21 protein-coding genes and 1 other RNA gene are annotated in these 24908 nt (G+C 58.5%); 20 read left to right on the plus strand and 2 right to left on the minus strand.

Annotated elements, in window-relative coordinates:
- The first annotated feature begins 34 nt into the window (after positions 1-34).
- The 19 genes from HKN37_13810 to HKN37_13900 all read left to right on the plus strand — a co-directional run bounded on the left by HKN37_13810 (position 35) and on the right by HKN37_13900 (position 20737).
- Positions 35-643: a sigma-70 family RNA polymerase sigma factor gene (locus tag HKN37_13810; GenBank protein NNE47725.1), complete on the plus strand. Its 609-nt coding sequence runs from the start codon at positions 35-37 to the stop codon at positions 641-643.
- Positions 644-683: 40 nt separating this feature from the next.
- Positions 684-1979, plus strand: a complete 1296-nt coding sequence (gene purB, locus HKN37_13815; protein NNE47726.1) for an adenylosuccinate lyase — start codon at positions 684-686, stop codon at positions 1977-1979.
- 222 nt (positions 1980-2201) lie between these two features.
- Entirely contained in the window at positions 2202-5105 is a 2904-nt protein-coding gene (locus tag HKN37_13820; GenBank protein ID NNE47727.1) for a TonB-dependent receptor, read from the plus strand.
- Between the two features lie 209 nt (positions 5106-5314).
- Positions 5315-5719, plus strand: a complete 405-nt coding sequence (locus tag HKN37_13825) for an NADH-quinone oxidoreductase subunit A (GenBank protein ID NNE47728.1) — start codon at positions 5315-5317, stop codon at positions 5717-5719.
- A 118-nt stretch (positions 5720-5837) separates the two neighbouring features.
- Positions 5838-6389: an NADH-quinone oxidoreductase subunit B gene (locus tag HKN37_13830; GenBank protein ID NNE47729.1), complete on the plus strand. Its 552-nt coding sequence runs from the start codon at positions 5838-5840 to the stop codon at positions 6387-6389.
- A gap of 6 nt (positions 6390-6395) precedes the next feature.
- Complete coding sequence (locus HKN37_13835; GenBank protein ID NNE47730.1) at positions 6396-7067, plus strand: NADH-quinone oxidoreductase subunit C; 672 nt, start codon at positions 6396-6398, stop codon at positions 7065-7067.
- A gap of 30 nt (positions 7068-7097) precedes the next feature.
- The gene (locus HKN37_13840; protein ID NNE47731.1) at positions 7098-8423 is read left to right on the plus strand and encodes an NADH-quinone oxidoreductase subunit D; all 1326 of its coding nucleotides are present in this window, start codon (positions 7098-7100) and stop codon (positions 8421-8423) included.
- Positions 8424-8437: 14 nt separating this feature from the next.
- Positions 8438-9112, plus strand: coding sequence for an NAD(P)H-dependent oxidoreductase subunit E (locus HKN37_13845; protein NNE47732.1), 675 nt, complete (start codon positions 8438-8440; stop codon positions 9110-9112).
- 21 nt (positions 9113-9133) lie between these two features.
- Positions 9134-10480 carry an NADH-quinone oxidoreductase subunit NuoF gene (gene nuoF / locus HKN37_13850; protein NNE47733.1) on the plus strand — a complete coding sequence of 449 codons (1347 nt, stop codon included), beginning with the start codon at positions 9134-9136 and terminating at the stop codon, positions 10478-10480.
- A 31-nt stretch (positions 10481-10511) separates the two neighbouring features.
- Positions 10512-12230: a molybdopterin-dependent oxidoreductase gene (locus HKN37_13855; protein ID NNE47734.1), complete on the plus strand. Its 1719-nt coding sequence runs from the start codon at positions 10512-10514 to the stop codon at positions 12228-12230.
- A 25-nt stretch (positions 12231-12255) separates the two neighbouring features.
- Positions 12256-13263 (plus strand): NADH-quinone oxidoreductase subunit NuoH, encoded by a 1008-nt coding sequence (gene nuoH / locus HKN37_13860; protein ID NNE47735.1) that lies wholly within the window; start codon positions 12256-12258, stop codon positions 13261-13263.
- A 79-nt stretch (positions 13264-13342) separates the two neighbouring features.
- Positions 13343-14017: a ribulose-phosphate 3-epimerase gene (locus HKN37_13865; protein ID NNE47736.1), complete on the plus strand. Its 675-nt coding sequence runs from the start codon at positions 13343-13345 to the stop codon at positions 14015-14017.
- A 26-nt stretch (positions 14018-14043) separates the two neighbouring features.
- Entirely contained in the window at positions 14044-16521 is a 2478-nt protein-coding gene (priA, locus tag HKN37_13870; protein ID NNE47737.1) for a primosomal protein N', read from the plus strand.
- 47 nt (positions 16522-16568) lie between these two features.
- The gene (locus HKN37_13875) at positions 16569-16892 is read left to right on the plus strand and encodes a hypothetical protein (protein NNE47738.1); all 324 of its coding nucleotides are present in this window, start codon (positions 16569-16571) and stop codon (positions 16890-16892) included.
- A gap of 3 nt (positions 16893-16895) precedes the next feature.
- The gene (locus HKN37_13880; protein NNE47739.1) at positions 16896-17165 is read left to right on the plus strand and encodes a hypothetical protein; all 270 of its coding nucleotides are present in this window, start codon (positions 16896-16898) and stop codon (positions 17163-17165) included.
- Positions 17166-17271: 106 nt separating this feature from the next.
- An RNA gene (gene ffs, locus HKN37_13885) (signal recognition particle sRNA small type) lies at positions 17272-17371 on the plus strand.
- Between the two features lie 482 nt (positions 17372-17853).
- Positions 17854-19065, plus strand: coding sequence for a geranylgeranyl reductase family protein (locus tag HKN37_13890; GenBank protein ID NNE47740.1), 1212 nt, complete (start codon positions 17854-17856; stop codon positions 19063-19065).
- Positions 19066-19108: 43 nt separating this feature from the next.
- Complete coding sequence (gene yajC, locus HKN37_13895; protein NNE47741.1) at positions 19109-19408, plus strand: preprotein translocase subunit YajC; 300 nt, start codon at positions 19109-19111, stop codon at positions 19406-19408.
- Between the two features lie 63 nt (positions 19409-19471).
- Positions 19472-20737 carry a bifunctional 3,4-dihydroxy-2-butanone-4-phosphate synthase/GTP cyclohydrolase II gene (locus HKN37_13900; protein NNE47742.1) on the plus strand — a complete coding sequence of 422 codons (1266 nt, stop codon included), beginning with the start codon at positions 19472-19474 and terminating at the stop codon, positions 20735-20737.
- Here the strand turns inward: HKN37_13900 and HKN37_13905 are convergent.
- Positions 20734-21993, minus strand: a complete 1260-nt coding sequence (locus tag HKN37_13905; GenBank protein ID NNE47743.1) for an aminotransferase class I/II-fold pyridoxal phosphate-dependent enzyme — start codon at positions 21991-21993, stop codon at positions 20734-20736. The genes HKN37_13900 and HKN37_13905 overlap by 4 nt on opposite strands.
- Positions 21994-22099: 106 nt before the next feature.
- Between HKN37_13905 and HKN37_13910 the strand changes: the two genes are divergently transcribed.
- The gene (locus HKN37_13910; GenBank protein ID NNE47744.1) at positions 22100-22564 is read left to right on the plus strand and encodes an Lrp/AsnC family transcriptional regulator; all 465 of its coding nucleotides are present in this window, start codon (positions 22100-22102) and stop codon (positions 22562-22564) included.
- Between the two features lie 8 nt (positions 22565-22572).
- On the opposite strand, the gene HKN37_13915 is transcribed toward HKN37_13910, so the two are convergent.
- Entirely contained in the window at positions 22573-24867 is a 2295-nt protein-coding gene (locus tag HKN37_13915) for a carboxypeptidase-like regulatory domain-containing protein (GenBank protein NNE47745.1), read from the minus strand.
- Between the last annotated feature and the right edge of the window lie 41 nt (positions 24868-24908).

Here is a 24908-nt window from a genome sequence, read left to right on the forward strand (position 1 = left end):
TCGCCCTGGTCGTTCGAATGAATAGTCTCTCTTGATGCCTGACGAGCCGGCACAAGTGCAATCCGCATCCAGCGAGCGCGATCGCGAGTTGGTCGAGCTTGCTCTCACGGGAGACGAGTCGGCGTACCAGTCCCTGCTGGAGAAATACCGTCCTGCCCTTGAGCGGCATGTGGGCCGGATGGTTCGCGACAAGAATGAAGTCGACGACCTCGTTCAGGAGTGCTTCATCAAGGCATTCACGGCGCTGAACTCATATTCGTCCGACTACGCGTTCTCGACCTGGCTGTATAAGATTGCCACGAATCATACGATCGACTATCTGCGGAAGAAAAAGCTGCCGACCATGTCGATCGATCGCCCCATCTCTGCCAAAGATGGTGAAGTAGCATTCGAACTTCCGGACACGACCTACCGGCCCGACCGCCACATCGTGGAAGACCAGCGCAGAGAGCTTCTTCATGAGGCGATCGATGCTCTTCCGCCCAAATATCACCGCGTCATTGTCATGCGGCACCAGCAGGAGAAGTCATACGAAGAGATCGCGCGCGAACTCGATCTACCGCTCGGCACGGTCAAGGCGCACATCTTCCGTGCGCGAGCTCTGCTGTACAAACATCTTCGCGACAAGCGCGATATTCTTTGACCATCCCCCTCGCCACATACTGTAACCTGGCAGTCAGACCATGATCGATCGGTATTCACGCCCGGAGATGAAGGCACTCTGGAGTGAGAAGGCACAGTTCGATGCCTGGCTTGAAGTCGAGCTGGCCGCGTGCGCCGCCTGGTCGGAACTGGGCGTGATTCCGAAGAAGGATGTGGAAGTGCTTTACGCGCAGGCGCGTTTCGACGTGGACCGGATCCACGAGATCGAGGAGACAACGCGCCACGACGTCGTCGCGTTTACGCGGGCCGTCAGTGAATCGCTGGGAGAGGAAAAGAAATGGGTGCACTACGGGCTCACGTCGTCCGACGTCGTCGACACGGCGTGGAGCGTGCGATTGAAGAAAGCGAATGAGATTCTTCTCGCTGGAATCGATCGGCTCATCGATGTGCTCGGCGCCCGGGCAAAAGAACACCGGTACACGCTGATGATGGGCCGGACGCACGGCGTGCACGCCGAGCCCACAACATTCGGTCTCAAGCTCGCGCTCTATTACTCGGAGATGCGCCGTAATCGTGATCGCTTCCATGCAGCCGCAGAAGGAGTCCGCGTGGGCAAGCTGTCGGGGGCCGTCGGCACGTTCGCACACATCCCGGTTGAAGTCGAACGAATCACCTGCGAAAGACTTGGCCTCGAGCCGGCTGCGATCTCAACACAGGTGCTTCAGCGCGACCGCCACGCGCACTATATGGCCGTGCTCGCTCTTGTCGGAGCCACTCTCGAGAAGATGGCCATCGAAGTGCGCGGACTTCAGAAGAGCGAAGTCCGGGAGGTCGAAGAGGCGTTTCGAAAAGGCCAGAAAGGTTCGTCGGCTATGCCTCACAAGCGCAACCCTATTGGCTCGGAAAATATCACGGGTTGTGCGCGACTCCTTCGTGGCTACATGGTGGCTGCTTACGAGAACGTCGCCCTGTGGCACGAGCGCGACATTTCGCATTCCTCGGTGGAACGAGTCATCATTCCCGATGCGTCGACGGTTCTGGACTATGCGCTTCAGCGATTTGCGACGATCATGGAACGCCTGGTCGTCTATCCCGCGACCATGCGCGAGAACATGGAACGAACGTTCGGCCTCTTCAACAGCCAGCGGCTTCTCATCAAACTGATCGATGCCGGATCGAGCAGAGAAGCTGCATATGATCTGGTGCAGCCCCTCGCGATGCGTGCGTGGGAAGAAAAGCGGTCTTTCCGGGATATTGTCGAAGAAGATGGACGCGTTGGCGCCATCATCGGCCCCGACGAGGTGAAAAATGCCTTTGACGCGGAGTATCATCTGCGCAACGTCGACGCCATTTTTGACCGCGTAGGGCTCGTCTAGGGAGCCCTGCAATGCTCGCCGGCGGCGGGCAGAGTTGTCTGTACGACAGAAAAGCGGTAAAATTGTCTCATCCAGTCCCTGAACTGAAGGTTCAACCGACGTCTTCCGGTCGGCCAGATCGATAATCGATATCGCTCGCCATCCAATCTTTCGCCCGACTCATGGATCGTGTGCTTCCGCGAAGCGCTTCCGGGGTCATCTCATCAAACAGTGAGGGTCAACATGAAGGTTGCCACAAAGCTGCTGATTGCATTATTCGTTCTTGTCGGCGCTTCGGCTGACATGTCGCTTGGTCAACGAGCCGAAATCAGCGGAACCGTCGTGGATGCGACGGATGGCGGAGGTCTCCCCGCTAATATCATTCTTGGCGGGACGGCGACCGGTGCGCAGGCCAGCGCCGTCGATGGAACGTATCGCATCACGGGTATCGAACCCGGCACGTATTCAATCGAATTCAGTCTGATCGGCTACATCACGTACAGAGTGCCTGTGACGCTTGCCGCGGGGCAGACGCTGGTGCTGGATGCGCGACTCGATGAGTCAGTCCTGGACGTTGGAGGTGAGATCACGGTCGTCGGTGGCGTCACGCAGAAGCGTGAGGACTTCCCGATGCCCATGGAGACGGTGGGTACGCAGGAGATCCTGACAAACCTGTCGACGAACTCGTCCATGATTCTTCGCAAGAAGACGGGCGTTGATATCCAGTGCACGGGAGTGGATCGATGCGAGACGGTGTTGCGGGGCTTCAACAACGCCTTCTCCACGACTGCGTATGTGCTTACGGATTACCGGCAGTCGGCCGTACCGTCGCTCGGCGTAAACATCTTCAGTATCACTCCTGCGCAGACTCTGGATGTGGATCGAATCGAGGTGGTTCGCGGGCCGGCGTCGGCGCTGTACGGTGCGGGTGTCGATGCAGGCGTGATTCATTTCTTTACGAAAGATCCGTTCACTCACCCTGGCACCACGATTTCATTTAGCGGTGGCGAGCGGTCGTACTTCGGAACTGAAATCCGGCACGCAACAAGGGTGAGCGATCGATTCGCGTTCAAGGTCACCGGTATGTACGGGCAGGCATCCGACTGGGAACTCGATTTGAATGATGCCGCAGACGAGATCTTTGCCGTGCAGGAGTGCGATCCGCTCGAAGACGATACCACTCCAGAAAGCGAGGCGGCAGCTTGCGTTGCAGCCGGCGGCGCCCGGAACTCCGACTACGAGAAACTCAACGCTAATGCCACACTTGCCTACAAGCTCAGTGCGAACACGGATTTGATCGCGACGGGAGGCTACTCTAAGCTGGACGCGACCGTATTGTCGGGGATCGGAACGTTGCAGGCCAAGGGTTTTGGATACTCCTACGGACAGCTGCGTTTCAAGACGCGTCGGCCAGGGGTTGACGGCTTTTTTGCGCAGGCTTACTTCAACAAGAATGATACCGGTGATTCATTCGTCTACCAGACGCTGCAGAACGTCAGGGACAAGAGCCTGCTGATGAATTTCCAGTCTCAGTACGACCGGACATTCGGAAAGCACTCGGTGGTCGGTGGAGTGGACATCCAGCTCACACGGCCGGACACTCAAGGTGACATCAATGGGCGGAACGAGGACAACGATAACACGGATGAATTCGGCGTCTACGTGCAGGGGCAGGTCGAAGCGCATCCACGAGTGTCGCTGACGGGTGCCGTTCGCGGCGACTACGATTCGATTACGGAGGACTTCCAGATATCCCCAAGGGCTGCCGCCGCTATACACTTCGGACCGCGCAATCGGCCAAAGGCGCATACGCTGCGTACCTCCTTCAATATTGCATTCTCAGCGCCTGGAACGAACTCGAACTTCCTGGACATTCGTGCGGGACAGCTTCCGGGTACCGACATTCTGGTGAGGGGTATGGGCTCGGCGTTTGGACATGAATGGAGACGAAATCCCGACTACTCCTTTGCGCCAACCAACCTTGTGGCGACCAGTCTTCTGCCGACGTCCCTTGGCGAGGATCGCCCCCAGGGTGCCGACCTCGGTGAGATCTATGCACTGGTACACGCGGGCCTCGACGCCATTCCGGATGACGTCCTGGCGCAGCAAATCGGAGGGGCGCTCGGCGTGCCGCTCGACGCTGCGACAACTGCGGCGCTGGTCGGTTTGTTGAGTCCGGCGAACACGACGGTATCCGGATTTTCACCGGGTCTTCTGGGCATTCTGAACCCGTCAACAGGTGAACTGGGATTCGTAGCAGACTTGACGGACATCGCACCACTCGACAAGACGACCACAACGACGGTGGAGCTCGGGTACACCGGCGTGTTTGAGAGCGTGGGTGAGGGGCTCGTGATTAATCTTGATGGATACTATTCGAAGCGGAAGAACTTCGTCGGACCGTTGCTGATGGAGACACCGCTGGTCGTGGTTCCAACACTGTCCGCGAACCTCGAATCCGCACTGGCCGCCGGTATCGCTGACAATGCTGTTCTCGCAGGAACTCTTGGACTCTTCGGAGTGACTCCGTCGCAGGCCGCGGCGCTTGTGGTTGGATTTGCAGAGGATGATCTTCCAAGCACGGTCGGCATCGTCGAGCCGGCCGACAATCTCGCCGGAGCAGGTAGTACGCCCGAGCTGGTGTTGAGCTATCGTAACTTTGGTGAGATAGACTACTACGGTCTCGACGCTGGTTTCGAGCTACAGGCTTCTCGTGCCTTGTCGTTCTTCGGCAATGCCTCGATCGTAAGCGACGACTACTTTGACGCCGGTGAAGTGGGCGAAGAGGGTTCGAGTCTGTCGGTGGCACTTAATGCGGCCAAACTAAAAGGACGCCTTGGCGGCCAGTACAACTCGCCCAGCGGTTTCTACTTCAACATCGCTGGCCGCTTTACCGATGACATGCCGATCCAGTCCGGACCGTATGTTGGCCTGAATTGCCGGATCGCGCCCGATCTGCCAGATGATTGCGTGGAGTCATACCTGCTGATGGATGTCGGCGCAGGGTATGTCTTCCGCAACCAGCTAGACGGACTTCGCCTCGACGTTTCCGTCAATAACGTGCTCGATAATTCGCACCGCGAGTTCATCGGCGCACCGAAGCTCGGTCGTATGGCGATGGCGCGCTTGACGTACACCATCAAATAGGGACCAACATCCTGGAACGAAGGCCCCCGTGGATCAGACTGCGGGGGCCTTTTCTATGGTCGCCCATCCCGCAATACATTCAATATTCAACGGTTCTCGCGTTGATTGCGTGGGGCCGATTGGGTAGCTTGACAGGGATATTTTGCGACGCTCGATTCCGCCTGATTCATAGCTGAACACGCCGTTGACGCCGATTCTCCGGTAGATGCATGCTGACTGAGTTCTTACCCCTCTTCATCGCGATCGCTCTGGCAGCCGGGCTCGCGCTCATGCTTTTCAAGGCGGCGGAGATCTTCGGCCCGAACCGACCCAACTTCACGAAGTTGCGCGCCTACGAAAGCGGGATGGATTCCATCGGTACGGCACGCGATCGCTACTCCGTCAAGTTCTATCTGGTGGCGATGATATTCATCGTGTTCGACGTGGAAGTTGTGTTCCTGTATCCGTGGGCTGTCAGCTTCACCGAGTTCATTGAAGCAGGGGAGGCGCCGGGCGTCCTCGCAGTCGTTTTCCTGTTTATCATCATCCTCGGAATCGGCCTGCTCTACGACATCAAAAAGGGCGGACTCGATTTTGAAGATCTGCGGCATCAGCGGGAGGATCGTATCGGCTGATTGTTCATTCCTGTCCAAGTATCCGGAGCGGATTGCAGACATCAACGACGAATTGAAACCCACAGACACCGTCGCTGTTACGACGGCCTGCAAGAACACCTCCTAAGAATCGATTGATATGGCACCTGAAGAACTCGGAGAAGGCTTCCTTACCACGCGCGTTGATGCGGTGGTCAACTGGGCCCGGTCGAATTCGCTGATGCCGATGCCCATGGGCCTGGCCTGCTGCGCGATCGAGATGATGGCGTTCGCTGCCCCGAAGTACGACGTGGCCCGATTCGGCAGCGAGGCGATGCGGTTCTCCCCGCGTCAGGCAGACCTGATGATCGTCGCGGGCTGGTGCAGCTACAAGATGGCACATGTCATCCGTCGTATCTGGGACCAGATGGCCGATCCGAAATGGTGCATCGCCATGGGTGCGTGCGCGTCAAGCGGAGGGATGCACAGATGCTACGGTGTTGTTCAGGGCATCGATAATTTCCTCCCGGTCGACGTATATATTTCTGGCTGCCCGCCGCGACCCGAAGCGCTCATCCACGCACTCATGGATATCCAGGAGAAGATCCGCAACGAATACACCATCGATCAGGATCATCAGAGGGGCACGATCATACCGGCAGGCCAATTGACGACAACCGCCGGTGTGACCGCCAGGCCGACTCAGACTTGACGCCGAATGGATCAGCACAAGACTCTCAGCTTTCAGTTCACGCCGGTCGATCCGCCATCCGGCGACGCCCCGGAGAACCCCCACGCGAAGAGGACGACGTTCGTTCCTGACGTGGTGAAGGCGCTCGTAGCCGAATTTGGTGATGACGTCCTAGAGGTCAGTCTGTACGCGGGCGAACACACGGTTCGAGTATCGACCGACCGGATCGTAGACGTGTGTCGCTTCCTGAAGGATGAGCACGGGTTTACGTACCTCGTCGATCTCGGCGGAATAGATCGGTTCACCGAGGTCGAAAGATTCGAGGTGCTCTACAGTCTTGTCGCGATTGAAGCACAGAAGAGAATCCGCCTCAAAGTGCGAGTGGAAGAGGACGAGCCCGTCGTGCCGACGCTGACTGAAGTATTCCGTGCCGCCACCTGGACCGAGCGCGAATGCTGGGATATGCTGGGCATTCGTTTCGATGGCCATCCGGATCTTCGCCGGATGTTCTTGCCTGAGGATTTCGAGTATCATCCCCAGCGCAAGGAGTTTCCGCTGCTAGGCATTCCCGGTTCATTGCCGCTGCCGCCGCAGACTCCCGAGGGTGAACTCAATTACGACCCGTTTTCTGCAGCGCATGGACGCCGGCCTGTCAAGAGTTACGAGGAGCCGGAATCCAGCACAGCCGAAGAGGACTAACCACGGTTTCGAGATCCTGGAGCGATCTTCATGAGCAACAGCATCCTGTCGGGTATAGAAGGAGCCGATTACTTCAGCTTCTGGCCGAAGCACAACGAGGCATTGTACAAGCGCCTCGAAAGCAAACATGCGTGGCTGGAGCAGATGCATCATCCTGACGATGTGCAGGAGCGCGCCGAGGATCCTCTCGACAACCAGATGGTGTTGAACATTGGTCCGCAGCACCCCGCGACACACGGGGTCCTCCGATGTGCCGTCAAGCTCGACGGCGAGCTCATCGAGAAGTGCGTGCTCGACATTGGTTATCTGCACCGCGGCATCGAGAAGCTTGCCGAATCCAAGACGTACCAGGAGTTCATGCCGTACACGGACCGCATGGACTACATCGCGCCGTACTCGAACAACGTCGCATGGTGTCTGGCCGTCGAGAAGCTGGCCGGGATTGAGGCGCCGGAGCGCGCCCAGTGGATCCGGATGATGATGGTGGAACTTGCCCGCATCTCCAATCACCTTCTGTGGATGGGCGTAGCACTCATGGACGCCGGCGCGCTGTCGGTCTTCCTGTGGACCTTCCAGTCGCGCGAAGACCTCTACAAGATATTTGATGAAGTCGCCGGGGCCCGTTTCACCGTCTCACACAGTCGCATCGGTGGACTCACGTGGGACGTGACGGACACCGGGCTCGCCCTGATCAGGAAGTTCATCGAGGAGTTTCCGGCAGCCATGCAGGGATGGGACAAACTCCTGAACCGAAACCGAATCTGGATCGACCGCAATGACGGAGTCGGAGTTCTGAGCGCCGACGAGGCCATTGCGCTCGGAATGACCGGCCCATGTGTTCGGGGATCAGGCATTCCTTACGACATTCGTCGGTTCGAGCCGTACCTCAAGTACGAGGAGGTCGATTTCAACATCCCGATTCGGACTGAAGGCGACTGCCTGGCCCGATATTTCGTGCGGTTCGACGAGATGAAGGAGAGCCTCAAGATTATCGAGCAGTGCCTGGATCGTTTGCCGGCGGGACCTATCCGCGTCGACAACGCAAAGCAGACGTATGCCTCCAAGGATGAAGTGTATTACTCCATGGAGGGCATGATACACGACTTCATGTACACGGAAACCGGGGTTTGTCCGCCGAAGGGAGCCGAGTGTTACCATGCCGTGGAAGCGCCAAAGGGTGAACTGGGATTCTATCTTCAGTCGGATGGTACAGGCAAACCATGGCGGGTGCGTATCAATGCTCCCAGTGGTGCCAACCTGCAGGGACTGGAATTCATGCTCGAAGGCGTTGGGATGAGCGACATGGTGATGCTCATCGGAACGGTAGATCCCGTGATGGGAGAAGCAGACAAGTAATCAGCACAAGACGGATGCCCAAGACGCGAAAGACAGAGGTGGTGGAGCTGCTGGATCGGTATCCGGAGCCCGTTTTTTCTTCCGCCGAGCTCGTATTTACGACGGCGGAAAAGAAGACCATTGCCGCGTACAAGGAGCAATATCAGGAGCCGGAGGGAGCTGTCATGAGGGCTCTCTGGCTGGCTCAGGAGAAATTCGGCTTTCTGCCCCCCGAGGTGATACGGCTTGTCGCGGACGAGCTCGGGATCGCGTACGCTCAGGCGTACGGTGTCGCGACGTTCTACACCCAGTATTTCAAGGAAAAGAAAGGGAAGTACGTGCTTGACGTTTGCACGTGTTATTCCTGTCAGGTTTGCGGCGGCTACGACATGCTGCACTACCTCGAAGAAAAGCTCGGAATCAAGAAGGGCCAGACGACGGATGACGGATTGTTCACCATCCAGGAAGCCGAGTGCCTCGGAGCCTGCGGGTCGGCGCCGATGCTGCAGGTGACAAACGGCACGTACGCGCATCATCTGACCGAAGAGAAACTGGATGGCCTGATATCGGGACTGCGCGAAGGCAAATTGCCCGAGTTCGTTTCCGTCACTCTTCCGCAGGACGAGGATGAAATGGGTGGCAACCGTCGCACGGACGCCGGACACACAGATACCTATCGAACGCCACCGGTAGCACGCACGCTCGAATAACGATAACGGACCAATTGGCGCATGGAAGCGAAGGCGGGAATATCGAAAGCCGGCAACTGGCGCGAATACAAGCGTGTCCTGCTGCCACCTGTCAAGGATCTCCACAAACTGGAGGTTTACGAGAAGGAGGGTGGGTACAATTCGCTTCGTGATGTTGTGACGCTGGAGAAGTGGGATCCGACGTCCGTAACGAACGAGGTGAAAGCCAGCCAGCTCAAGGGTCGTGGCGGTGCAAGCTTCGTTGCGGGCCTGAAGTGGAGTTTCATGCCGGCGGCGGACGGTGGTCGCCGTTACCTGTGCTGCAATGCCGACGAAAGCGAGCCCGGTACGTTCAAGGACCGGCAGCTCATGGAATACAATCCGCACCTCGTGTTCGAGGGTATGTTGATTGCGTGCTACGCCATGTCGATCGATACGGCGTACCTCTATGTCCGCGGCGAGTATGCGGACTGGATAACGCACATGGAGCGCGAGCTTGCCAAAGCCTATCAGAAGGGTTACGTCGGCAAGAATATTCTCGGGTCGGATTTCTCTGCAGACATCGTCATCCACAAGGGTGCGGGCGCCTACATCTGCGGCGAAGAAACCAGCTTGATGGAGTCGCTCGAGGGCAAGCGCGCCTACCCGCGCAGCAAGCCTCCCTTTCCGGCCCAGTACGGAGTTTTTGGTCGGCCCACGACGATCAACAACGTGGAGACGCTGGCCTGCGTACCCCTGATCATCGACCGTGGAGCAAAGTGGTTCGGATCAATCGGCTCGGAGAAACACCCGGGGCCGGTGCTGTATGGCATCTCGGGACACGTTGTGAGGCCGGGTGTCTACGAGTATCCGTCCGGGATGCTGATTTCCGATCTCATCTACAAGGCGGCGGGAGGGATGCGCAACGGCAAGAAGTTGAAGGCCGTCATTCCGGGTGGAAGTTCGACGCCGCCCCTCCGCGCGGACATGATCGACGGTGTCACGATGGACGTCGAGTCGCTCCGCGAGGCAGGATCAATGATGGGGACGGCGGGCCTGCTTGTCCTGGATGAGGATACCGACATGGTGGCGTGGCTCCGGCGTGTCACTCACTTTTATCATCACGAGAGCTGCGGACAGTGTACGCCGTGCCGCGAAGGAACGGGCTGGCTGGAAAGCCTCGTCAGCCGGATCGAAGCGGGCGAGGGACGTGTACGCGATCTGGATCTTCTGATCGATGTCTGTTCGCAGATGGAAGGACGAACGGTATGTGCCCTGGCGGATGCCGCGGCATGGCCCGTTCGACACACGATCACGCGTTTTCGTGGTGAGTTCGAAGCCCGATGCAAGCCCGACCCTGAATCCGCACCGGCCGATGTCGGACAACTTGCGGTCGCCGAGTCGCAATGACGTTTCCAAGAGATGGAAGCCAGAAGGAAGTATGCCGAAGGTCACAATAGATAATCAGGTTTACGAGTTTGAAGGGCGGCCGAAGGCGCTTCAGCTGTGTCTCGACAAGGATCACGAGCTGCCGCACTTCTGCTATCATCCTGCCATGTCGGCCCCGGCGAACTGCCGGCAGTGCCTGATCAAGGCCGGAACGCCCGCCGTGGATCGTGAAACCAGGAAGCCTCGTCTCGACGACGACGGCAACCCCGTCATCCAGTACTTTCCGAAGCTCATGACGAGCTGCTCGATGGATGTTACGGACGGTATGGTCATCCACACGCATCGGAGCAGCGACGAAGTCGCTCAGGCTCAGAAGGACAACCTGGAGCTGTTGCTGATCAATCACCCGCTCGATTGTCCGATCTGTGACCAGGCGGGACACTGCCCGCTGCAGATTCAGGCGTACAAGTACGGACCGGAGGGCTCCCGATTCGAGTTCACCAAAGTCCACAAGCCGAAGCACGTTCGCCTCGGTCCCCGCGTGATGCTGGACGGAGAGCGCTGCATCAACTGCACGCGCTGTGTGCGCTTCACGGATGAGATATCGATGAGCCACCAGCTCACGATCATCGGCCGCGGGGTCAAGAACTACCCGATGACGCCGCCGGGGACAGACTTCGACGAACCGTATTCGATGAACGTCATCGACATTTGCCCGGTGGGTGCGCTCACCTCGATCGACTTCCGCTTCAAGTCGCGAATCTGGGAGATGAGCAAGACGCCGTCAATCACCACGACCAATGCCAAGGGGTCGAACTGCGACTACTGGGTGAAGGACAACCTCATCATGAAGGTTACGCCGCGGCAAAATATGGCGGTCAACGCGTACTGGCTGGCGGACGAAGATCGACTGGACTACGAGCGGTTCAACAAAGACCGTCCGGGCGGTCCTACGGTGAGGGGCGAATCCGCCTCCTGGGAAACCGCGTGCAATGAGGCTGCCCGTCTTATCAAGGGCGTTCAACCGGAGGAAGTACTGTTCCTTGGATCTCCGTATGCGCCGGTCGAAGACAATTATCTGTTGGTCAAACTCGCGGCTGCACTCGGTGCCGCGACACCGCAGTTCATGCCGCGTGTCATGCCAGGTGTGGGCGACGGATGGCTGAGGACCGACGACCGCACCCCTAACACACAGGGCTGCGAGCGTCTTGGGATGCAAGCGGCAGATCCTGTCCTGGTGAAGTCACGGATCGCCGCCGGGGAGATCAAGCTGGTGTATGTGCTGCAGGACGATCCCGTGGCCGCGGGGCTGATTGATGCTGAGGCGCTGGAAGCTTTATCTGTTATCCTGCACCACTTTAACACGACAAATCGGACGTTGTCGCACGCGGACGTTACGCTGCCGGCGGCTACCATCGTAGAGACGGTGGGCACGTTCGTCAATGCGGATGGACACGCCCAGCGCGTTCGGCCGGCCAAGGCCATCCGAGGTATCAATCGGACGCTCGCAATGGAAATGGGTCAGAGCCGCGCCGACCGGCATGGAACACCTTTTGATCGGTGGCACACCGAGGAAAACCTCGTGGACTGTCGGCCGGGATGGCTGTCGCTGCCGGAAGTTGCGGAACGACTCGGATTCGAGATGACCTACAAAGGTCCGATGCAGATCATGGACGAGGTGTCTGGAAGTATCGCCGCCTTCGACGGAGCGACGTACGACGCAATGGGTCTGCTCGGCGTTCACCTGTCGGAAGTGGGGGCTGCAGTATGAGCAACGGAGGCATTAAGGTCTAACGATGGATTTACCCCTGTACTGGACGGCGGCGGTTGCCTTCCTGTTGATCAATTTCTTTCTGGTCTCGGCATCCGTACTGGTGTACGCCGAGCGGAAAGTGTCGGGCGTGATACAGAATCGGCCGGGCCCGAATCGCGTCGGACCATTCGGATTTTTGCAGCCGTTTGCAGATGTGCTGAAGCTCATTCTGAAGGAAGACATTCGGCCGTCAGCGGCCAACTCGTTCGTGCACTCCCTCGCACCGCTCCTGATGGTCACGATCGCCATGTCGGCGACCGCGCTGATTCCTGTCGCGCGCGGCATCGTGGTCGCAGACTTTGACGTGAGCGTCCTCGCCCTGCTGGCACTTACGTCGATCAGCGTCTACGGTATCACGCTGGCGGGCTGGAGCTCCAACTCCAAGTACTCGCTGCTGGGAGGCCTGCGCTCATCAGCCCAGATGATCTCATATGAACTGTCGATGGGGCTTGCTGTGGTTTCGGTGATTTTGATGGCCGCGAGCCTCAGTCTTGTCGAGATCGTCGAAGACCAGGCCCTGGTTTGGAACGTATTCAGAAACCCGGTGGGCGCGATCATATTCATCGTGACGGCTTTTGCCGAAACGAACCGGACGCCCTTCGACTTGCCGGAAGCGGAGCAGGAGCTCGTTGGCGGCTATCACACGGAATACAGCGGAATGAAGTTCGGCATGTTCTTTCTGGCCGAGTATGTAAACTTCTTCGTGGCGTCGTTCGTGATTGTCACACTGTTTTTCGGAGGATACCTGCTTCCGTTCGAGTATCTGTATTCGCAGGCGTTCTACGATGGCGGGCTCGGGTGGCTCCTCACTGTATTGCAGGTCCTTTTCCTGATCGCAAAGGCGGGATTCTTTGCCTTCCTGTTCATCTGGGTCCGGTGGACGTTGCCGCGGTTCAAGTACAATCAGTTGATGACGCTTGGCTGGAAGGTCCTTCTTCCACTCGCGCTTGTTAACGTGATGATCATCGCCGTGATCATGGCGATATTCTAGTGTGTGGCGGCGGCCGCGTTCTTAGATTGAGGGCGTCTCCACCGAGGCGCCCTTTTTCATTTTGCTGGACGTTTGGAAGATGATCAAACTGGCCCCCTCGATTCTCGCGGCCGATTTCGGGAATCTGGAAGACCAGTGCCGGCAGGCCATCGCGGCCGGTGCGGACTGGCTGCACATCGATGTCATGGATGGGCATTTCGTGCCCAATATTACGATTGGGCCACTGGTCGTACGCGCATTGCGAACCCTCTGCAATGATACCGGAGCGCTGCTGGATGTTCACCTGATGATCGAGGAGCCGGAGCGGTATGTCGATGCGTTTGTCGACGCCGGTGCCGACATCGTCACCGTGCACGTCGAGACCTGTCCACACCTTCACAGGACGGTCCAGCAGATCCGTGAGGCGGGCGTTGCAGCCGGTGTAACGCTGAATCCGTCGACGCCGATATCGAGCCTGGAAGAGATCATTGCAGACGTTGATCTGGTGCTGGTCATGTCGGTCAATCCCGGGTTTGGAGGCCAGGCGTACATACCGTCCAGCACGGACAAGATTCGTCGCATCCGGCAGATGCTGGATGACGTGATGTCCGATGCGTATCTGGAGGTTGACGGGGGCGTTAACGTATCGAATATTCGCGAAGTAGCAGGCGCAGGTGCGGACGTTGTCGTCGCGGGCAGCGCCGTCTTTCGCGGCGACCACCAGATAGAAAAGAACATCCGTCGACTCCGCGAAGCGCTGCACATTGAGGCGTAGTCGACCCCTTAGATCCAGCGACCCTTTTGATTGTCGAAGTCGCACTACCGCTTCCCATTGAGTCGACCTTCAGCTACTCCGTTCCTGCAGAGTGGACGGACGAAATCGGACTGGGCTACCGCGTAGTCGTGCCGTTCGGATCAAGGACGATGACGGGCGTCGTCGTGGCGATGTCGGACGAACCCGACCCCGAAGCGAAAAAGATCGCGCTTAAATCGATTCTGGACCTCCCCGACGCTTATCCGGCGATGACTGACGGCCTGCTGAAGGTGACAGAGTGGGTGGCGGAATACTATGTGTGCGGTCCCGGCGAAGCGATGCGCGCTGCCCTTCCGCCGGGCATCGAGATCCAGTCGGAAACGGTCGTACAGCTCACGGACCGACCTGCAGAGGAGATTCATGTGGTCGGTGACGCGGCGGGGCTTGTGGACTATCTCACCGGCCGCGGCGAGGTGCCTGTAACGTCAGTTCGCCGGCGATTCCCGGCTATGTCAACGGCGCGACTCAGGCGACTAGAGCGGGACGACATTGTCCGGCTTGACAGCCGCCTTCGCGGTCCACGCGCGCGGGCAAAGCTCGTCAGGTTCGTACAACTGGCACCCGAGGTCCGACATCCTGATGCCGCGCGCGAAGCGATGCTCGAACTTCGCGGAGCCAAACAGCGTGCCGTGATGTCGGTGTTGCTCGATCGCTTCGTGGATGGAGACGAGGAAGTGTCGCTCAGCGAACTGCTTGAGGTCTCGAAGTCATCCTCAGCCACCGTCACTTCGCTCGAGAAGAAGCGTCTCGTGAACATCGTTTCAAGAGAGGAGCTGCGGACGCACTTTCCCGATGAGCCTGCTCCCGCGATGTCGGGCGGACCAGAGCTTCATCCGTCACAAGCCGCAGCGTTGGGAGAGATTCAGCAGTCGATAGACTCGGCAGGATTCAAGGCGTTTCTGTTGCGCGGCGTGACGGGCAGCGGAAAGACGGAGGTGTACCTGGCGGCGCTTGGAACGGCGATTGACGCAGGTCGCTCGGGCATTATCCTCGTGCCGGAAATCGCACTCACGCCGCAGATGGTCCGGAGATATCGAGCCCGCTTCGGAGACGCCGTGTCCGTGCTGCATTCCCGAATGAGCATGGGCGAGCGCTTCGACGCATGGCGGAATCTTCGTGAGGGACGGCATCGCGTGGTGATCGGCCCCCGGTCCGCCGTATTTGCACCCGTCGAGAATCTGGGTCTGATTGTGGTCGACGAGGAACACGAGCAATCGTACAAGCAACAGGATCCATCGCCCCGATACCACGCCCGCGATGTAGCGGTGATGCGCGCCTTTCTCGAAGGAGCGACCTGTGTCCTCGGCTCGGCAACACCGAGTCTCGAAAGCTACTCCAATGCGCAACACGGGAAGTACCGGATGTTGTCGATGCCCGACAGGGTCCCGGTGAAGGATTCGACCCCCGCCGTACTGCCCACCGTGCAAATCGTAGATCTGGTCCTTGAGCGCAAGAAGCACCGTCTCGAAGGAACGATTTCTACTACGCTGAAGGAGGCCATTGCATCCCGGCTCGATCGGCAGGAACAAGTGATACTGTTGCAGAACAGACGGGGCTACGCACCCGTCCTGGTGTGCGACACCTGCGGGTACTCACCGATGTGCCCGGACTGCTCGGTGACCTTTACGTACCACAAATCGATCCGGCGTCTACGCTGTCACTACTGCGGCAGGACGCAGCGGCCCGAATCCGTTTGCCCGTCGTGTGGTGCAGCCGGCCTGCAGAGACTTGGTGCGGGGACGCAGCGAGTTGAGGAGGAACTGGTCGCGACCTTTCCGTCGATGCGCATACTACGGATGGATCTCGACACCACCGGCCGCAAGCATTCTCACCACGACATCCTGTCGCGATTCGGAAATGGCGAGGCCGACGTGCTGCTCGGTACGCAAATGGTTGCGAAAGGGCTTGACTTCGCGCGCGTCACGCTCGTCGGCGTCATTAACGCAGACACCGAGCTACTGCTGCCCGATTTCCGTTCGGAGGAGCGTACGTTTCAGTTGCTGACACAGGTCGCGGGCCGGGCGGGCCGGGCAGACATGCCGGGGGAAGTCTATCTCCAGACCAGAAACCCCGACAATTCGGCGCTCGGTTTTGCCACCAGTCACGATTACGAAGGTTTTGCCGAGTATGCGATGAGGGGACGCAAGGAACTTGGATATCCGCCTTTCGGGCAGGTCGCTGTTGTCGAATTCAACGGGCCGGAAGATGGAGCCACGCGCGGACTGGGTACGGAGTGGACCGAACTGCTGAGGCAGCAGCACCTCGACGTCCGCATTCATGGTCCCCATCCCGCCTTCATCCCCCGTGTCAAGCGGCGTTTTCGATATCAGACCGTTGTGCGTGCCCCGCACCGACAACGTGTTCCTGAGTTACAGCCGGCTATGCGGGCTACGAACGCGAAGTACGGTTCGATTCCACCCGGCTATCGAATCGCCATTGACATCGACGCAATCGGAATCGGATAGGTAGTGAATAGTAAAATCCTGAGGCAAGAAGAATCTTGAATCAGACAGTGGAACGAAAGACTGACAATATTGCCCGACGCCTGGAAACGGAAAGGTTCCTGGTGATCATGCCGGAGGAGATGGCAGAGCTGTCGCAAGAACTCGACATTCTCGAGCGTCATGGCACGCTGGGCGAGGGCAGTCTGCTGGCTGCGAAGTGGAGGGATCTGATCCTGGCCGTGGAACAGCCGAAAGCGAATGAGTACACGGTCCGGAAGTTCGCAGACCGGCAAGAGCTCGATCTGTTCTTGCAGCGCCGTCTCGAACAGTACGAAAGAATGTGGGACGGCTGTGGATGTCGCATAGACTACTATGAAGCACACGGAGATTAGCCGATGAGTGAAGCGAAAGACTACAGCCTGCTGGTTGGACAGGCGGCCAAGGTGAGGACCATCTTCTTCGGAAATATCACGGTTGTCTACGCCGGCATGGTGAGCGAGCAGGTGTACTCGGTAGTTGTAAAGTGGACATCGGGAAACAACTCACTGGCGTACAATCTGTACATGGGTCGGGATCAGAAGGAGGTACATCTTCCGAAAGGGAAGCTGATGGTTTCGAGCGCCAACCGGGAGAGAATCAACTTCCGGTTTTTCGACGGGAGTTGACGGTGCGGCGATCGCCGAATTGTCGATGGCACGTGCATCCCGGTTCTGGACATTCTTCAAAATTGGCGCCGGAACCATCGACTCACCCTCCCGTAGTGACCGGCGAGGGCAAGTCCCGTACGACCAGCTCCCTCTGAACTCCGTCAGGGCCGGAAGGCAGCAGCGGTAGGAGGTTGTAGCGGTGCGATACGGGTCGCTTGCCCTTACTTTTTGCCCCGCGTTTTTTCGAGGCGCCCCGGCGATATCATGAACTGAATTGTTGCCGGACGATTTCGTGTTTCAGCAGAAGATCAAGCGGGCGGTGCGGCGTCGAGACCGCAGATGGAAGACGTCCGAGGGGGGCGAGGATCAGTGTCTGTGCATCTTCCGTGCAGCGCATGGACTGTGCCGGCAGCGATGAAGTATGGTCTCGCCTTGTACGTCGAAGTGCAAGTCCCGGTGTACTCGCTGAATCGGCAATGTGCCTCCCGTTGGTAGCGTCCACAAGACCGGGCGACCAATCGTCTCAACCACGTGATTGACATTCTCGTCTCTCGTGGTGTCGGCAACAGATCGGCTGTATACAGACTCATCGGCCCGTTCGCGAAACCCGTGGTTTTGGTAAATTCACGCAGGTTTCGGGACCAAGCGCTCTACGACCCGTTGAACGGGCATTATCTCGCTGATTACCTGTCGTGGCGGAGTTCGAATGTACGATGTGATAGTAGTAGGTGCGGGTCCCGGTGGATCTTCCGCCGCAGCGTTTATGGCACAGAGCGGCCAGCACGTTCTGCTCGTGGACAAGGAGTACTTTCCGCGCGACAAAGTCTGCGGCGATGCAGTAGGCGGAAAGAGCCTGGATATCCTGAGCCGTCTCGGTGTGACCAAGAAGCTGATGAAGGCCGACGCGCTGCAGACATGGGGTATCACGTTCAGTGCGCCCTCAGGGGATCAAATCTCGATTCCTTTTTCACCAGAATGGGACACGCCCGCGTTTGTGTGCAAGCGGCAAAGCTTCGATGACCTGGTGTTCCGGGCGGCCGAGGATGCCGGCGTCGAAATCTGGCAGGGAAGTGAGGCCAGAGGTCTATTGTGGACCGGCGACGCGGTGGCCGGTGTGACGGTTGCCAGACCGGACGGTAAACAGGTGGACGTCAGAGCGCCTCTGGTGGTGGGCGCGGACGGTGCATACTCCGCTGTGGCCCGCGGACTGGGGATCGACCAATTGGACAAGAAGCACTATGTCGGAGCCATTCGGGCGTATTACGAGGGAGTTACCGGGTTCAATGAGGGGAATTATCTTGAGATTCACTTCGTTGATACGGTGATTCCGGGTTATTTCTGGATCTTTCCACTCCCCGACGGTGGAGCCAACGTTGGACTGGGAATGCCAAGTTCGGTGCTAAAGAAGCGGAATATTCGGATGCGAGAACTTCTAGATCAGCTTGTTGCCGATCGTCGTTTCGCACCACGATTCGAGGGTGCCCGAAGGGTCGGTAAGATTCGCGGCTGGGGACTTCCTCTTGGCTCTCGCCCGCGCAAGATGGCGGGTAACGGATGGATGCTGGTCGGAGACGCGGCCAGTCTAATTGATCCATTCTCGGGCGAAGGGATCGGTAATGCCGTCCTGAGCGCGTCGTCGGCGGCGGACTGGGCTTCAACGGCTCGTCGCACAGGCGACTATTCGCTGAGCGTATTGTCAGGATATCAAAAGGAGGTACTCGGGTTGTTGCGCGACGAACTGCGAGTATCGCACCTGATGCAGAAGATTGCCCGCCGCAAACGGTTGCTGAACATGGTGATTCGAAAAGCTTCACGGTCGAAAGAGCTGGCTGACACCATCAGCTGCATGTTCGACGATGTTGGCGAGCGACGGAAACTGACGTCTCCGCTTTTCTATTTACGCGTGCTGGCTGCATAGCCACTCGCGGGATAATCACACGAAAACCAAATCCTTCAACGACATGCACAGCATCTTTCTGATGGGACCTGCAAGTGGCGACGCGAATCCGATCGCGATGTTCTTGCCCCTGATACTCATCTTTCTGGTCTTCTACTTTTTCATCATCCGCCCACAGAAAAAGAAGGAGGATGAGCGAAAAGCCATGATATCTGCCGTGAGGAAGGGAGACAAAGTCGTTACGATCGGCGGAGTTCACGGCAGTGTCACGCAGGTTGATGAGACCTCCGTACTCGTCCAGGTGGACACAAACGTGAAGTTGAGGGTTGAAAAGAGCGCCCTGTCCAGCGTTCAGGCTAAGTAGAGACGTGATGCGGCGATCGGTGGCCTACACGCGGCGCGACATGAACACACAATGTGATCAGAAATGGATGTAGACGTGAATCAAGGAAAACTTGAGTTCGATTCCATTGTCGATGCCGTCGCCGACATCCGCGCCGGGAAACTCGTGATTGTTGTGGACGACGAAGATCGCGAGAACGAAGGCGACTTCGTCGCTGCAGCGGAAACCGTGACGCCGGACGTAATCAATTTCATGACCAAGCATGGTCGCGGTTTGATTTGCGCACCGCTCACGTGGGACCGATCGGTTGAGCTCCAGCTCGAGATGATGGCCAGTTCGAACACCGCACTTCACGAGACGGCCTTTACGATCTCAGTCGACTACAACCAGGGCACGACGACCGGCATATCTGCGGCGGACCGCGCTGCGACAGTGCGCGCGCTGAGTGATCCTGCAACGAAGGCGTCAGACCTCGCGCGTCCCGGTCACATCTTTCCGCTTCGCGCCCAGCGGGGAGGCGTCTTGCGGCGCGCCGGTCACACAGAAGCGACGGTCGACCTGGCCAGACTCGCAGGGCATAAACCGGCAGGCGTTCTCGTTGAGATACTGAACGAGGACGGGAGCATGGCGCGTGTACCGCAGCTGTTCGAGCTTGCTCGAAGATTCGATGTGCGCATCATTACCATCAAGGACCTCATCGAGCATCGGATGCGGACCGAGAAGCTCGTGCAGCGTGTCGTCGATGTTGATCTTCCGACGCGGTTCGGTGAGTTCCGGCTCTTCGCATATGAGGAAGTGCTGACCGGCGAGGTGCACCTTGCACTGCGGAAAGGTGACTGGACGACAGACGACACCGTGCTGGTCCGTGTCCATTCGCAGTGTGTAACCGGTGACATCTTCGGATCGATGCGCTGCGACTGCGGAGATCAGCTTGCGAAAGCTCTCAAGAAGGTGCAAGAGGCCGGCCAGGGGCTTGTGCTGTACATGAAGCAGGAGGGTCGTGGCATCGGCCTTTTGAACAAACTCCGTGCGTACAAGCTGCAAGAAGATGGACTGGATACGGTCGATGCCAACGAGGCGCTCGGTTTTGGAATGGACGATCGGGACTATGGAATCGGATGCCAGATTCTGCGCGACCAGGGTATCCGCAAGATCCGCCTCATGACTAACAACCCGAAGAAGCGGATTGGCCTGGGCGGATATGGGCTGGAGATTGTCGATCGGATGCCGATCGAAATACCGCCGAACGACATCAATCGAAACTATCTCGAAACCAAGCGAGACCGCATGGGGCACCTCATCCTGTCCCCCGACGAGCACGACCGCGAAGTCCTGAAACGGATTCTCTAGTGGTTCTCGTGATCAAGCGTGGGACGGCGTGTCAATTGCTGTACGCGAGCGCTGAACGATCGCTGTCTTTTTTGGATCGCTTCGAAAGACCGGACGAGATCGTGCCAGAGATCTTCCACACCTTCGAGCCCGACGGATATCCGGACAAGATTGTCAGTGATACCTGATCGCTGGCGTGCTTTCGGATCGACGATGCGGTGAGTGAGTCCCGCCGGATGCTGGATGAGGGAATCGGTAGAGCCCAGACTGACGGCGGGGGTGATTACGGTAAGTGACTTCATCATCCACGCGATGTCGTCCATGTCTGCATCGACTTCGAATGAGATCAGAGAGCCGGGGCCACTCATCTGTCGACCAAGAACACCGTACGGATCGGCCCCGGGAAGACCCGGATACATCACGCGGGTCACAAGGTCATGCTCCAAAAGCCGGCTTGCGATGATGCTGGCCGTTTCCTGTGCCCTTTCGACACGAAGCGGAAGCGTGGGTATGCCGCGATGAAGCAGGTACGCACCAAGAGGGTGCAGAATTGCGCCGGTCATCACCCGAACCTGCCGAATCCGGGGGGCCCACTCCTCTGAAGTAGCTACTACGCCCGCGATCACGTCGCCGTGTCCGCCGAGAAATTTGGTTGCGCTGTGCAGCACGATGGCCGCTCCGTGACGAAGGGGCTGCTGGAGAACCGGCGTCGCAAACGTAGAGTCCACCATCACGGGAACGTCACCCGCCTGTTGGACGACGCGCTCAATGTCTATCAGGTCCAGCGTCGGATTTCCTGGCGTCTCCATGATCACGAGACAGGTATCGGCGCGCATGGATGCCGCGATCTTGTCCGCCGTGGCCCATGTAACGTCAACGCCGAGCATGTCGCTATCCAGCAGGTGATCGGACCCACCATAAAGCGGACGCACCGCAACGATGTGACTGCCTCGCGATTTCACGGCCAGAATGACAGCGGTCATGGCGGCCATGCCGGACGAGAAAGCGATGGCGGCATCGGCGCCTTCCAGTTCGGCCGCAGCCTGCTCAAGACGGCCTACAGTCGGATTGAACAGCCTGCCATAAATCGGATTTGCGGCTCCGGATTCACCGGCCGCCAGCCGATCTATGCTGTGGATCGCCTCGTCGAGGTCGCGTATGGGATAGGTGGATGACAGGTCGAGCGGGGGGGCATGCACTCCGAGCTTTCCGAAGTCGCTCCGGCCTGCGTGGACAGCCAGGGTGTACCGGTCGTGGCGGGTCTGGTCGCTACTCATGGCTAATTCTCCTGGATCGGTGTTTCTTTGGATTTATGTATATACATTACGCATATAATCGACTCATTCACAGGATTCTGAACTTAATTCGGGTCATATCGTGAGTATCGAATTGGATGCGACCGACCTTCGCATTGTGGCAGAGCTTCAGAAGAATGCTCGGCTCTCAAACAAGGAGATCGCCCACCGCGTCGGCGTTGCCCCCTCAACGAGCCTTGAGAGGATGAGGCGCCTGACAGCCTCGGGTGTGTTTCAGGGCTTCTTTGCGGACGTCCGGCCAGACGCTCTCGGCGTCGGCTTGCAGGCCATGATCTCCGTCCGACTTTCGATGCATGTCAGGGGACAGATCGAGCGCTTCAGGGACCACGTGCTCAGCCTGCCGGAGGTGAGCGCACTCTACCACGTGGCCGGCGCCAATGACTTCATGGTTCACGTCGCTGTAACGGGCACAGACCATTTGCGCAACCTGGTCATGCAGTCTTTTACCAGTCTTCCGGAAGTCGCCCACATCGAGACCGCGCTCATCTTTGAGTTCACCCGCAAGCCGGTCTCGCCAGTAGTGTCGGAGTAAGGGCCGCGCTAGAATCGACCCAGGCCGAATCCGAAAAAAATGTGACCGTCATCGAGGCGATATGTAACGTCGAGACGAACCGAAAGGCGTAGCGGGTTCGTGATGGAGAACCCCACCTCGTGGTGTACGTCCGTGATCTCTTCCAGTGCATCCGCACTCGGCACCCACGTACGCGCATGCGCTCCCGTAAGGCGCACTCCGACACCGGCCTCTGAAACGCCGGACAGTCCGATCCACTCGAACGGCGCCCCGCCGAAGTCGTGCTCCCAGAACAGACCCGCGAATGATGGTGCCAGACGCGGGCTTTCGGGCAAACCGCGAAGCACGCCAAGCGTGCCAAAGCCACGCAGGGAAGTCTGAATGGCACCATAGCGCGGCTGCGGAACCGACCCACGATGTGTGCTCGCCGAAAACCGGATGTGGAGCGCGTTCGACCGGAGACGTGCGCGGTAGAACGTGGGCAGATAGGCGTCGGCATCGACGCGAAGCAACGTGAAATCGGAGTCGAGTCCGGACCGCCCGACAGCTTGCTCGACATGAATCGTGATGCCGCTCCTCGCCCCGTTTCGAAAGGGAATCGGGCGTTGTCCGACCGTACCTGTAAGCGACACTGTACTGACACGGCTTGTGTCCAGCATCGGATTGGAGTCCAGCTTTCTTGTGAAGGGCCACGCCCGCGTAAGATCGGCGCTGAGCGGCTCGACGTGCTCGCTTCGGACATCCAGTCGTAGTCGACCGAACTTTGCCGCCCATCCAGCCGAGACTTCGAAGTCCTCCGACCAGTGGTAGTCGTAGTAGTCCGGTGCACCGAACTGCATTGCGAGTGAGGCGACGGATCGCGGATAGAAGTGACGACTCATAGCGGGTGCACTGTCCACCGTGTAGCGTCCGCTGACCCAGAAGCGTTCTGAGAGAAGGTGTGTCGCCCTGGCGTGATATCTCACACGATCGAGCGCGAAGGCCTGCGTGAGACGCCACTCGAAGTACAGGTCATCGAGCAGTCTCCACGTAGTTCCGATCCCGGTGCGATAGCCGTCGACGCGATTGAGACCGACGGAGGGCTGCATGCCGGCCACGCGCGGCCAGTCGAATTGGGGGACCTCCGGCAGAGGGAAAGATGGGCGGATCATTCGCGCGGCGAGAAGAGGTTGGCGCGGCGGATATGCCTGCTGAAGCGTCATTCCGGATCGTTGGAGCATGATGACGGCTGCCATTTCACGTGGCGTCAGAGGAACCACGTTGATCCCGAGCGCAAACAGGTAATCACGCTCGATGGACTCCTGGTCGAGTATCACGCTCTCCCTGCTTGACGCCAGCTGCGGAGGAAGTGGCTGGTCGAACGCGTACGTCGTGAAGAGCGTCGTCTGCCGCAGTCCGACCGGTCCAAAAGACTGGTTCTCCGCATGCACGGTGAATGCGCCCTCCAGCCGCACATCGGCCGGCAGCCAGGCGCCCTTGACCTCGAAGAACTGCTGCTGATAGAAAACGTCCCAGGAAGCTGTCGGAAGAGGGAAGACAACAAACCGCGCCGGCCTGAGCTGAGCCGCGATCATGACATGCTCGTCGGCAAGAATCGAGATGACGCCGATGAAGGTGGCGTGTCGCTCGGTGAGTGGCGCGACATAGAGATCATAAACAACCTGGTCGTCCATGGATCGCGTCCGTGCGAACGAAAACGAGTAGTAGTCCAGAGCATCAGGATGCGTGGGTGCTACGAAATCCAGACCGCGCATGGCGACCGTGTCGGCATAGAAGTTGGCCGTCGGCATCCCGGCCGGGAGCAGCCCCAGTTCCTCATGAAGAGAGGATGTCTCGCGAACGGAGCGCACGATCGCGCGGGACGAAGACCACCTTGACCCGAACAGATGGAACGCTGCCTCGTGGATCGCAACAACTTGCTCCTCATTCTCCAGGGTGATCCGGGTGTAACCGTCCGCCTGGTATCTCTTCAATGCGGACGCCCATTCCTGTTTTCGCTGGATCACCTTGCGGACAACATTCTCGGCGAAGTCGCGGTCCGCCACAATGATCTCGTCAAGTGAGTAGACGGATGGCTCCAGCGTGACCTGCAGGGCGCGGTCCGAATATGATTCCACGCGCGTCCGACCCGTACGATAGCCAAGATGGCGGATTTCCAGTACCACAGGCAGGTCCGCGACATCGATTTTGAACTCACCTGTATTATTGGTGATCGTTCCGATTGACGTGCCCTCGACGACGACATGGGCCGCGGCCAATGCGTCACCTGACTCCGATCGAACAACGCCTCGAATCGTGACCTGTGCCGATGATAGATCAGTCAAACCTGTCGCGGCAAAGGCCACGAGAACCGTTGCGACCAGGG

The sequence above is a fragment of the Rhodothermales bacterium genome (assembly GCA_013002345.1).
Lineage (GTDB): Bacteria > Bacteroidota > Rhodothermia > Rhodothermales > JABDKH01 > JABDKH01.